The 11,238-nt window shown below is 74.9% G+C and carries 8 protein-coding genes; 3 read left to right on the top strand and 5 right to left on the bottom strand.

Annotation, left to right across the window (positions count from 1 at the left end):
• Nucleotides 1–69: 69 nt before the first annotated feature.
• The 3 genes from Sm713_RS25070 to hutU are packed head-to-tail and all read right to left on the bottom strand — an operon-like array spanning nucleotide 70 to nucleotide 4,465.
• A complete protein-coding gene (locus Sm713_RS25070; RefSeq protein ID WP_212912355.1) occupies nucleotides 70–1,461 on the bottom strand; it encodes a formimidoylglutamate deiminase in 1,392 nt (463 codons plus the stop codon).
• The gene (locus Sm713_RS25075; RefSeq protein WP_212912356.1) at nucleotides 1,458–2,801 is read right to left on the bottom strand and encodes an allantoate amidohydrolase; all 1,344 of its coding nucleotides are present in this window, start codon (nucleotides 2,799–2,801) and stop codon (nucleotides 1,458–1,460) included. Before Sm713_RS25075 ends, Sm713_RS25070 begins: the two co-directional genes overlap by 4 nt.
• The gene (gene hutU / locus Sm713_RS25080) at nucleotides 2,798–4,465 is read right to left on the bottom strand and encodes a urocanate hydratase (RefSeq protein ID WP_212912357.1); all 1,668 of its coding nucleotides are present in this window, start codon (nucleotides 4,463–4,465) and stop codon (nucleotides 2,798–2,800) included. Before hutU ends, Sm713_RS25075 begins: the two co-directional genes overlap by 4 nt.
• A gap of 456 nt (nucleotides 4,466–4,921) precedes the next feature.
• On the opposite strand from hutU, the gene Sm713_RS25085 reads away from it, so the two are divergent.
• Nucleotides 4,922–6,583, top strand: coding sequence for a diaminopimelate decarboxylase (locus tag Sm713_RS25085; RefSeq protein ID WP_212914814.1), 1,662 nt, complete (start codon nucleotides 4,922–4,924; stop codon nucleotides 6,581–6,583).
• A gap of 287 nt (nucleotides 6,584–6,870) precedes the next feature.
• Nucleotides 6,871–8,226, top strand: coding sequence for an APC family permease (locus Sm713_RS25090; protein ID WP_212912358.1), 1,356 nt, complete (start codon nucleotides 6,871–6,873; stop codon nucleotides 8,224–8,226).
• Between the two features lie 52 nt (nucleotides 8,227–8,278).
• On the opposite strand, the gene Sm713_RS25095 is transcribed toward Sm713_RS25090, so the two are convergent.
• Both Sm713_RS25095 and Sm713_RS25100 read right to left on the bottom strand, forming a co-directional pair.
• Complete coding sequence (locus Sm713_RS25095; RefSeq protein WP_212912359.1) at nucleotides 8,279–8,848, bottom strand: hypothetical protein; 570 nt, start codon at nucleotides 8,846–8,848, stop codon at nucleotides 8,279–8,281.
• A gap of 313 nt (nucleotides 8,849–9,161) precedes the next feature.
• A complete protein-coding gene (locus Sm713_RS25100; protein ID WP_212912360.1) occupies nucleotides 9,162–9,995 on the bottom strand; it encodes a MurR/RpiR family transcriptional regulator in 834 nt (277 codons plus the stop codon).
• 192 nt (nucleotides 9,996–10,187) lie between these two features.
• Here Sm713_RS25100 and Sm713_RS25105 point away from each other — a divergent pair, with 192 nt between their 5' ends.
• On the top strand, nucleotides 10,188–10,607 hold the full coding sequence (locus Sm713_RS25105; protein ID WP_212912361.1) for a hypothetical protein: 420 nt from the start codon (nucleotides 10,188–10,190) through the stop codon (nucleotides 10,605–10,607).
• The last annotated feature ends 631 nt before the right edge of the window (nucleotides 10,608–11,238 follow it).

Consider the following 11,238-nt stretch of genomic DNA (forward strand, 5'->3'; position numbering starts at 1 on the left):
AGGGTCCTGGCGTGAGAGGCCCTGGAGCTCGTGCGGCGGGTCCTGGGGGCCTCGCGTCCTCCCCGCGGGTCAGCCGTTCAGTGCGCCGATGGCGGCGGCCAGCTCCGCGGGCACGTCGGGCACCAGCGTGTGCACACCGTCGCGCACGACGTGCCGGCCCGCCACCACGGTGTGCCGGACGTCCGCGCCGGTGGCCGCGAAGACCGCCGTCTCGGCGCCCAGCCGGGTCGGCGCGCCCGCGGTGCGCACCGAGTCGAGGGCCACCGTCGCGAAGTCCGCGCAGCGACCCGGCTCGATGGTGCCCGAGTCCGGCCAGCCGAGCGCCGCGTGGCCGTCCGCGGTGGCGGCGCGCAGCAGCGCGGCGGCGGTCCAGTGGCCGCGGCGCCGGGTGCGCAGCCGCTCGTCGAGCTCCATCGCGCGCGCCTCCTCCAGCAGGTCGATGACGGCGTGGCTGTCGCTGCCCAGCGAGAGGGGGCTGCCCGCGCGCTGCAACGCGGTCGCGGGTCCGATGCCGTCCGCGAGGTCCCGTTCCGTGGTGGGGCACATGCAGGTGCCCGTGCCGGAGCGGCCGATCAGCCGGATGTCCTCGTGGGCGAGGTGGGTGAGGTGCACGCCGGTCGTGCGGGGCCCGAGCACGCCGTGGTCGGCGAGCAGCCGCACCGGGGTGCAGCCGTGCGCGGCGCGGCACTCGTCGTTCTCCCGGGTCTGCTCGGAGACGTGCACGTGCAGCGGTGCGTCGCGGTCGGCGGCCCACGCGACGACGGTGGCCAGCTGGTCCGCGGGGACCGCGCGCACCGAGTGCACGGCCGCCCCGATCCGGGCGTGCGGGGCCCCACGGAGCGCCGCCGCGCGCTCGGCCCACGCCTCGGCGGTGCCGTCGGAGAAGCGCCGCTGGTGCCCGTCGGGCGGGGCGCCGAACCCGGAGGAGAGGTAGGCGGTGTCCAGCAGCGTGATCCGGATGCCGGCCTCCTCGGCCGCGGCGATCAGGGCCTCGCCCATCGCGTTGGGCTCGGCGTAGGGCCGTCCGCCCGGCGCGTGGTGCAGGTAGTGGAACTCGCCGACGGTGGTGATCCCGGCGAGCGCCATCTCCGCGTACACGGCGCGGGCGAGGCGGTGGTAGCCCTCCGGGGTGAGCCGGTCCGCGACCGAGTACATCAGCTCGCGCCAGGTCCAGAAGGTGCCCGTGCCGACCTGTACCAGGCCGCGCAGGGCGCGGTGGAAGGCGTGGCTGTGGGCGTTGGCGAGGCCGGGCAGCGTGAGGCCGCGCAGCGGCTCGGCGCCCTGGGTCGGGGCCGCCACGCCGGTGCGCACGGCGGCGATCCGCCCGTCGCGGACGTCGACCGCCACGCCCGGCTCGACGTGCGTGCCGAGCCAGGCGTACTCCAGCCAGTACCTGCCGGGGCCGGGGCCCGAGGGGGTGTCCGGGCCCGCCGGGACCCCGGAGGCCGTCTCCGCCGTCATGTGAGGTCCTGCCCTCGGGTGAGCCCCCACAGCACCTCGGTCAGGGCCCGGGCGCCGGTGAGGCAGTCCGCCTCGGCGGCGTGCTCGGCCGGGGAGTGCGAGACGCCGGTGGGGTTGCGGACGAACAGCATGGCGGTCGGGACGGTTCCGGAGAGGATCCCGGCGTCGTGTCCCGCGCCGGTGGGGAGCACGGGAACGCTCCGCGCGCCCGGGGCCGTCCGGGCCGGTCCGGGGGCCTCGCCGAAGAGGCCGGCGCCCGCCGAGAGGATGCGGCCGATCTCGTCGCGCAGGGCGTGCCCGAACTCCACGACGGGGGTGGCCGACTCGCGGACCACGTCCACGTCCAGGCCGTGCCGTGCGCCGTGCTCGCGCGCGGCGCGCTCGACGGCCCCGACGACGGTGTCCAGGGTGGCCTGGTCGGGGGCGCGGGAGTCCAGCCAGCCGCGGACCAGGGAGGGGATGGCGTTGACGCCGTTCGGTTCCACGGCCACCTTGCCGAAGGTGGCGAGCGCCCCGGCGAGTTCCGCCTCGCGGCGGGCGGCGAGCACGGTCTCGGCGTACCCGAGCATCGGGTCGCGGCGGTCGGCGAGGAGGGTGGTGCCGGCGTGGTTGGCCTCGCCGCGGAAGTCGAAGCGCCAGCGGCCGTGCGGCCAGATGGCCGAGGCGATGCCGACCGGGTCGCCGGTGTGGTCCAGCGCGCGGCCCTGCTCGACGTGCAGCTCGACGAACGCGGCGATCCGGGCGAGCCGCTCCGGGTCGGGGCCGAGGGCGTCCGGGTCCAGCCCGGCCGCCTCCATCGCCCGCGGCAGGCTCACGCCGTCGGCGTCCCTCAGCTCGTGCGCCTCCGCGCGGGTCAGCCGTCCCGCGGTGAGGCGGGATCCGACGCAGGCGAGGCCGAACCGTGCGCCCTCCTCGTCGCCGAAGTTGACGACGCCCAGCGGGCGGTCCGGTATCCGGCCGGAGGCGCGCAGCTCGTCCAGCGCGGCGAACGCGGAGACGACGCCGAGGGGGCCGTCGTAGGCGCCGCCGTCCGGGACGGAGTCCAGGTGGGAGCCGGTCACCACGGCGCCGCCCCGGGCGGGGTCGCCGAGCCAGGCCCACTGGTTGCCGTTCCCGTCCACCTCGTAGGCGAGCCCGCGGCCCTCCGCCTGCGCCCGGAACCAGTCACGGCACTCGCCGTCCGCGCCGGTCCACGCGTACCTGCGGTACCCGCCGCTCGTGGCGTTCCGCCCGATCGGCGCGAGGTCCCGCCACATCTCGCGGAAGGAGGGCGCGTCGCCGCCGGTCCTGGCGGGCTCGCGCGCCACGCCGGACGGCGAGCCCCCGCTCACACCCGTCATTTCCCGTCCTCCCGCATCGGCACCCGCACGCCCCGCGTCTCGGCCACCGCCTCCGCGGTCTCGTAGCCCGCGTCGACATGGCGGATGACGCCGGTCGCGGGGTCGTTGGTGAGGACGCGGCGGATCTTCTCGCCGGCCAGCGGCGTGCCGTCGGCGACGGTCACCTGGCCGGCGTGCAGGGAGCGGCCCATGCCGACCCCGCCGCCGTGGTGGATGGAGACCCAGGAGGCGCCGGAGGCGACGTTCACCATGGCGTTGAGCAGGGGCCAGTCGGCGATCGCGTCGGAGCCGTCGCGCATGCCCTCGGTCTCGCGGTACGGGGACGCCACCGAGCCGGTGTCCAGGTGGTCGCGGCCGATGGCGAGCGGGGCCGCGAGCTCGCCGCTGGCCACCATGTCGTTGAACCGCTCGCCCGCGCGGTCCCGCTCCCCGAGGCCGAGCCAGCAGATCCGGGCCGGCAGTCCCTGGAAGTGGACGCGCTCGCCGGCCAGCTTGATCCAGCGGGCCAGCGACTCGTTCTCCGGGAAGAGGTCGAGGATGGCGCGGTCGGTTGCGGCGATGTCCTTGGGGTCGCCGGACAGCGCCGCCCACCGGAACGGGCCCTTGCCCTCGCAGAACAGCGGGCGGATGTACGCGGGCACGAAGCCGGGGAAGTCGAAGGCGCGCTCGTACCCGGCGAGCTTGGCCTCGCCGCGGATGGAGTTGCCGTAGTCGAAGACCTCCGCGCCCGCGTCCCTGAAGCCGACCATGGCCTCCACGTGCCGGGCCATCGACTCCCGGGCGCGCTGGGTGAAGTCGGCGGGCTTCTCGGCGGCGTAGCCGGCCATCTCCTCGAAGGGGACGCCGATCGGCAGGTACGCCAGCGGGTCGTGGGCGCTGGTCTGGTCGGTGACGATGTCGATCGGGGCGCCCTCGGCGAGCAGCTGGGGCAGCACCTCCGCGGCGTTGCCCAGCAGGCCGATGGAGAGCGGCCGGCGGGCATCGCGCGCCTCGACGGCCAGCCGCAGCGCGTCGGCCGCGGACTCGGCACGCACGTCGAGGTAGCGGTGCTCGATGCGGCGCTCGATGGCGCGCGGGTCGCAGTCGACGCAGATGACCACGCCGCCGTTCATGGTGACGGCGAGCGGCTGCGCGCCACCCATGCCGCCGAGTCCCGCGGTGAGCGTGACCGTCCCGGCGAGCGTGCCGCCGAACCGCTTGGCGGCGACCGCGGCGAACGTCTCGTAGGTGCCCTGGAGGATGCCCTGCGTGCCGATGTAGATCCAGGATCCCGCCGTCATCTGGCCGTACATCGTGAGGCCGAGCGCCTCCAGGCGGCGGAACTCCTCCCAGGTGGCCCAGTCGCCGACCAGGTTGGAGTTGGCGATGAGCACGCGCGGCGCCCACTCGTGGGTAGTGAGGACGCCGACGGGGCGGCCGGACTGCACGAGCATGGTCTCGTCGGCCTTGAGCGTCCTGAGCGTGCGCACCATCGCGTCGAAGGAGCGCCAGTCCCGGGCGGCCTTGCCGGTGCCGCCGTAGACGACGAGCCGCTCGGGGTGCTCGGCGACCTCGGGGTCCAGGTTGTTCTGGAGCATCCGCAGCGCGGCCTCCTGCGGCCAGCCCAGCGCGCTCAGCTCAGTGCCGCGCGGGGATCGTACGGGCCTCGGGCTGGGTCCTGACATAGGGCGCCTCCTCGCGGGCGTTACGTTGGTTATTCACATCCTGATCCGCTGAATAGAACTAGTCAACAAGGCGGTGCGCGCCAGACGCGGCACGGACCCCGGCCGCACGGGACGCGGGCCCCGTGGGCTGCGCGGCGAATCCGGGGTGATTGGCTGGAAGGTAAGCGGGGACCCAGTGCGTTGGTTCCATATGCGCTGGTTCCATACACGCTGGTTCCATCGCAGCGCACTGCGTGGACCGGCCACGGGCGCCCGCGCCGCGGCACGGCCACAGCGGCGCCCGTGGATCAGTGGAGGTGCGGCGGCCACGCCGCGGAACGGATGGACCGGGGCCCTATGGACGACGGCAGGCACGGCAGGCACGGCAGGGACGGCAGGCACGGCAGCGTGGACGGCGTTGCGGACGGTGCCGTGGACGGCGGCATGGACGTCGTGGACGGCAGCGTGGGCGGCACCATGGACGGCGTCGTGGACGGTGTCGTGGACGAGAGCGGCGCGGACCGTGAGCACGGCGCGCGTGGTGAGGGCGTGGGCGGCGGTCCGCACCAGGGTGCAGCCGCCGGGGCGCACGGGGCCGTGGGCGCCCGTGCGGGAGCCGGCGTGGACGGCGGGGAGCCCGCCGGCGCGCACGGGGGCGCCCATGGAGCGGGGCGGCGGCACGCGTCGGCCGTGCGCCGCGACGCCGCGGTGCGGGCGGCCGTGGCCCAGGGGCTCCTCGGCCCGGAGATCCCGATCGTGGCGCTGCTCGACGTCACCGGTATCCGCCGTTCCGCCGCCAAGCTCCGGGACGCGTTCGCCGCGGTGACCCCGCCCGGCACGCCCGTGCTGCACGCCTTCGCGGTGAAGGCCGCCCCGCTGGTCCCCGTGCTGCGACTGCTGCGGGAGGCGGGCCTCGGCGCGGAGGTGGCGAGCCCCGGGGAGCTGGCGCTCGCCAGGGCCGCCGGCATCCCCGCCGCGGCCATGGTGCTCGACTCCCCCGCCAAGACGCACGGGGAACTGCGCGAGGCGCTGGAGCTGGGCGTCGCCCTCAACGCGGACAACGCGCAGGAGCTGGCGCGCATCGACGCGCTGGTGCCGGCGCGCACGACCGGCGGACACGCTCCCGGAACCGGGGAGCACGCCGCCGGAGCCGATGCCACCGCGGGGCACGGCGCTCCCTCGCCGCTCGGCATCCGTGTGAACCCGCAGACCGGCAGCGGCGCAATCGAGGCGCTCTCCACGGCCACCGCCACCTCCAAGTTCGGGGTCGCGCTGCGTGACGAGGGCGCCCGCGAATGGGTGGTGCGCGCCTACCTGGACCGGCCCTGGCTGACCCGGCTGCACACCCACTCGGGCTCCCAGGGCGTCGCCCTGGAGCTGATCGCCGAGGGGCTGGCGGCCACCTACGAGCTGGCGGAGGAGATCAACGCCAAGGCCGGCCGGCGGCAGATCGACACCATCGACATCGGCGGCGGACTGCCGGTCAACTTCTCCTCCGACGAGCAGACCCCGACCTACGCCGAGTACGCACGGCTGCTCGCCGAGAGGGTGCCGGGGCTCTTCGACGGGCGGTACGGCCTGGTCACCGAGTTCGGGCGGTCCCTGCTCGCGAAGCACGGGGTCGTGCTGGCCCGGGTCGAGTACACCAAGACGTCCGGCGGCCGCCCGATCGCCGTCACGCACGCAGGCGTGCAGGTCGCCGCGCGCACCGTCTACGCCCCCGAGTCCTGGCCGCTGAGGGTCGCGGGCTACGACGCCGAGGGCCGGCCCAGGACCGGGGACGAGGTCGCCCAGGACATCGCGGGCCCCGCCTGCTTCGCGGGCGACCTGCTCGCCCGGGACCGCGCCCTGCCGCTGCTCCGTCCGGGTGACTACGCGGCCGTCCTGGACACCGGCGCGTACTACTTCGCCCACCACTACGCGTACAACTCCCTGCCGCGTCCTGCGGTCTTCGGCTTCACGGCGGAGGGGGTGGGGGCGGTCGAGGGGGCCGGGGCGGTCGAGGGCGCCCCATCGGCGGTGGCGGCCGGCGCGGGCGGGAAGGTGCGGTTCGCGGTGGTGCGCCCGGCGCAGACCACCGAGGAGATCGTCGCCGAGTCGGGCGGCGGCCACGCGGACTCGCTGGTCAGGGACCTCTGAGGACGGGTGATCGGCCTTCGGGCTCTCGGAGCGGGATGGTGACGGGGCCGCCGCGGGGACGGTGACGGGAAGGGACGCGGCCGTCAGCCTCGGTCCCGGAACCCCACGCGAAGGCGGTAACCGGCACCACACGAAGGCGGGACGCCGGCCGAATCAGGCATTCCGGGCGCCCTGGTGGGCATCCAGACCTCCACACTCCGGTCACCCCCGGCGGTCCTGCTGCCACGCGCTCGCGCGGCCGCCGGAGCCCTCGGGGAGACCCGGTCGGCAGGTCTGGGAGGCCGCCTATGTCCACCGCGGAGACGTCCACCGGCACGGCGAGCGCGGAGGACGGCGCGCTCAGACGCGTCATCGGGCCCAAGCTGCTGATCCTCTTCGTGATCGGCGACATCCTGGGCACCGGCATCTACGCCACCACGGGCAAGGTCGCGGGGAAGGTGGGCGGCGCCCTGTGGCTGCCGTTCGCGATCGGTTTCGTGGTGGCCCTCCTGACGGCTGCCTCGTACGTCGAACTGGTCGGCAAGTACCCGAAGGCGGCGGGCGCCGCCCTCTACACGCAGAAGGCGTTCAAACTCCCCTTCGTCACCTTCATCGTCGCCTTCATGGTGATGTGCTCGGGCCTGTCGTCCGCGAGCGCGGCGGCCCGCGCCTTCGGCGGCGACTACATGGCCGAGCTCACCGGCGGCGCCGTGCCGCCCACCCTGACGGCCGTCCTGTTCGTCCTGCTGCTCGCCGCGCTCAACCTGCGGGGCGTCTCGGAGTCCGTGAAGGCAAACGTCGTGCTCACCCTCGTCGAGCTGACCGGCCTGCTGATCGTCCTGGCGATCGGGGCGTACGCCGTGCTCACCGGCGGTGGGGAGCCCGCGCGGATGGGCGACCTGGAGGCGGGCTCCACCGGGTACGCGCTGCTCGGCGGGGTGCTCGGGGCGACCGCCCTGGGCTTCTTCGCGTTCATCGGCTTCGAGGACTCCGTCAACATGGCCGAGGAGACGCAGGATCCGGTGCGCACCTTCCCGCGCGCCATCTTCATCGGGGTGACGTTCACCGGGACGATCTACGTGCTGGTGGCGCTGGTCTCCTCGCTGCTGGTCGACTCCGCCACGCTGGAGAACTCCAGCGGCCCGCTCCTGGAGGTGGTGAAGGCGGGCGGGGTGGCGTTCCCGCACGAACTCTTCGCCGTGATCGCGCTCTTCGCGGTGAGCAACAGCGCGCTGATCAACATCATGATGGCCTCACGGCTCTGCTACGGCATGGCGAACGAGCGGATCCTGCCGGCCGCCATGGGCCGCGTCCTGCCCCGCCGCCGCACCCCCGTCGCCGGCATCGCCTTCGTCTCCCTGCTCGCCGTCGTCCTGGTCTGCACGGGCGAGATCGAGGGGCTCGGCGACACGACGTCGTTCCTGCTGCTGTGCGTCTTCGCGGTGGTCAACGTCTGCGTCCTGGTGCTGCGCCGCGACCGCGTCCCGCACCGGCACTTCCGCGTCCCCACGGCGCTCCCCGTGATCGGCGCGACCACCGCCCTCGTCCTCGCCAGCCCGCTCGCCGAGCGCCCCGCCGAGGTGTACGTCCGGGCGGGCGTCCTGGTCGCCGTCGGCATCGTGTTGTGGGTGGTGAACAGGGCGGTGCTGAGAGCGCGGGGGTAGCCGGGCCGTTCAGCGGTTCGCGGGGCCGAGCGGGCCGGGGTGGCCGGGAAGTTCACCGGCGCCGTGCGCCTCCGGGGGCCGCGTCACCCGCCGCGAGTCCCGTTCCGCGGTAGACCTTGACGCGTTCGCCGGCCGGGCGCCCCATGTGGCCGGTGAGCCAGTCCACGCGCGCCCACAGCAGCGACTCCTCGCGCCGCTCCCGGCGGCCCAGCCAGACCGCCTTCAGCCACAGCCCGGCCCCGCACCCGGCCATCATCATCCCCCCGGCCGCGGGCGCCGCGAAGGACGCGGCGACGGCGGCGGCGCAACCGCCGGCCAGCCACCACCGGTGCCCGCGCCGCCAGTTGCGCACCGTCACCCGGCGGTCCTGGAGCACGTCGTGCCTGCTCGCGCGGACGGCAGCGCTCGCCAGCGCCGCGTACCGCTTCCTGCGCGCGTACGCGACCACGACCGCCGCCACCACGAAGAGCGCGGTCCCGGCGAGCACCCCGATCCGGCGCCCCGTCAGACCCGGTATCAGCAGGCCGACGCCGCCCGCCACGACACCGAGCCACCACAGGGGCGCGGCGCCGGCACGCACCACCACCGCCACCCGGGCCAGTCCCTGACCTCCGCGAGCCACGTTCCCGCCTCCTCGGCAACCGTCGTCCGTGCGGTGCCGACCCGTCCCCGGGCGCCCCGCACACCGCCACGCGCCTCCCGGTTCGCCGGTCACGGGTGCCTGCTTACCGACGGCGGCTGACCGCTGCCGGCGGCTGCTCGCCGCTTGGCGCTTACCGCTCGCCGCTTGGCGCTTGCCGCTTGCCGCTTGCCGCTTGCCGCTTGCCGGCGGGAGGGTGCGTGTGGCCGGGGAGGCTAGCGAGTGATTCTGAGGAGGCCATGAGAGCCGCTGAGGAGGCCATGAGAGCCATGGCCGCACCGCACGGGCCTTGGCCCTACTCCACGAACAGCCCCCGTGCCGCGGCGCTCGCGTCGAAGTCCTCCAGGCGCGCCTGGGCGTCCGGCAGCGCGTCGCACATGGCTTCGAGCAGCACGCGGCCGAGCAGCATCGGCGCGGAGTCGGTGTCGAAGACGAGACCCGTGCCGACGGCGGCCGGCAGCAGCACGTCGGAGGCCTTCGCCACCGGGGAGAAGGCGCTGTCCGCGACGGTGACCACGGTGAGCCCGGCGGCGCGTGCGCGCGCGAGCGCGTCCAGGGTCTCGCGGGGGTGGCGCGGCAGCGCGAAGCAGAGCAGAGCGCTCGCCCCGGCGCGCGCGGCACCCTCCAGGCGGTCGGCCAGCATCGTGCCGCCCTCGGTCAGCAGCCGTACGTCCGGGTGCACCTTGGCGGCGAAGTACGCGAAGCCGTGCGCCTGCGCGGCCGCCGCCCGCAGGCCCAGCACCGGCAGCGGGCGGGAGTCCGCCAGCAGCCGCCCGGCACGCACCGTGGGCTCCGGGTCGGCGAGCACCTGCGCGAGCTGGCGGAGGTTGGCGATCTCCGCCTCAACGGCCTGCTGGTAGGTGTTGCGCGCCGCCTCGTCGGAGGGGGGCCGGGCGGGCGCGACCTCGCGCAGGTGCCTGCGCAGGGCCGGGTAGCCGTCGAACCCGAGCGCCACGGCGAAGCGGGTCACCGACGGCTGGCTGACCCCGGCGAGCTCGGCCAGCTCCACGGAGGACAGGAACGGCACCTCCGCGGCGTGCCGCACCATGCAGTGCGCGATGCGCCGCTGGGTGGGCGTGAGCCGGTGCCCCTCGAAGAGCGCCTGCAATCGCCCCACACTGTCGCCCATCACGTCCTCTCCCGCCGATATTCAGTAAGGGGTAACTCTGCATGGAGTTATGCATAACGGCAAGGCGGTTGCGGGAAAGGGGCAGGTTTCCGGCGCGTGGACGGTGGACGGGCGGGGATGCGGTGGACCGCAGCTTCGGAAGGGGGGTTAGCCCCACTGCCCCGGGGGCTCGAACTCCGTACTGTGATGCACATGGAAGCGCACGACGCCGATCTCAAGAAGGAACTCGACGCCACCCTGCGGGCCCGCGGGGACCTGGGCGAGGAGTACGAGTCAGCGCTGGTCGACTCGTTCCTGGCGAAGGTCGAGCAGCGCGTGGACACCGTGGTCGACCGCCGGGTGCGGCGCCAGTTGGCCGAGCAGCAGATGGTGGTGGCCCGGGGCGCCGCGGCACCCCGGGGAGGCAGCGACACCTGGGGCGAGCGCTTCGGGTTCGCCGTGATCTCCCTGGTCCTGGCCATCCCGCTCTCCGCGATAGCCGTGGTCAACGCCGACCTGCCGGGCCTCTTCGTGGCCTGGGCGGGCATCGTCGGGGTCAACGCCGTCCACGCGCTGCGCGGCCTGCCCGGCTTCGGCAAGCGCGCGAAGAAGCCCTCGGACTGGGACGAGTAGACGGGCACGCCAGGGGGCGACGGCACCTCGGGCGCGGACCGGCCCCAGGGGCGAACGGCACCGGGGAGATACGGCGCGGGGACCGCCGCACCCCCGTGTGACGGGGGGCGGGACGACGGCGGTCCCCGCGGGGGACACGGGCCGGGTCAGGGCCGGGCCTGCGTATCCCAGGCGTCCAGGGAGGTCCGGGAGCCGCTCCGGAGGTCCATGGCGCCGTGCTCGCCGACCCGGGCACCGGACCTCCCTGCTCACCAAGGGATCCGCCGCGCCCTGCCGACGCCGACCAATCTGCCCGAGCCGTGTTACGCGTGTGCTGCGCAGACGTGACACGCTCGTACCACTTGGAAGAAGCGGCCGCCCCGTTCGGGGCGCGAAGGGCCGGGCGAGCAACCACGATCGACCGTTGGACTCCTTACGCCCATGCCGGGACGCACGCGCGGCCAGGTGCGCCCCACCAGGGGAGCGGGGCGGGGGCACCTATCGGAGCGCAGCCCCGCCCAAAGGGGCGCGGGGAACTGCGCAAGCAACCCTCCACCCACCGATGATCCGGAACCAACCGAAACCACCCCTCCCAGCCGGCCCCACCGCCCGAAGGGCACAGGAGCTGCCCGCCCACCCACGCCCCAATCGG

Source organism: Streptomyces sp. TS71-3 (assembly GCF_018327685.1).
In the GTDB taxonomy this organism is placed as follows: Bacteria; Actinomycetota; Actinomycetes; order Streptomycetales; family Streptomycetaceae; genus Streptomyces.

Excerpts from the sequence above, each read along its gene's own strand:
- Sm713_RS25070 (WP_212912355.1), bottom strand. The coding sequence starts at position 1,461 with ATGACGGCGGAGACGGCCTCCGGGGTCCCGGCGGGCCCGGACACCCCC.
- Sm713_RS25075 (WP_212912356.1), bottom strand. The coding sequence starts at position 2,801 with ATGACGGGTGTGAGCGGGGGCTCGCCGTCCGGCGTGGCGCGCGAGCCC.
- hutU (WP_212912357.1), bottom strand. The coding sequence starts at position 4,465 with ATGTCAGGACCCAGCCCGAGGCCCGTACGATCCCCGCGCGGCACTGAG.
- Sm713_RS25085 (WP_212914814.1), top strand. The coding sequence starts at position 4,922 with ATGGACGGCGTCGTGGACGGTGTCGTGGACGAGAGCGGCGCGGACCGT.
- Sm713_RS25090 (WP_212912358.1), top strand. The coding sequence starts at position 6,871 with ATGTCCACCGCGGAGACGTCCACCGGCACGGCGAGCGCGGAGGACGGC.
- Sm713_RS25100 (WP_212912360.1), bottom strand. The coding sequence starts at position 9,995 with ATGGGCGACAGTGTGGGGCGATTGCAGGCGCTCTTCGAGGGGCACCGG.
- Sm713_RS25105 (WP_212912361.1), top strand. The coding sequence starts at position 10,188 with ATGGAAGCGCACGACGCCGATCTCAAGAAGGAACTCGACGCCACCCTG.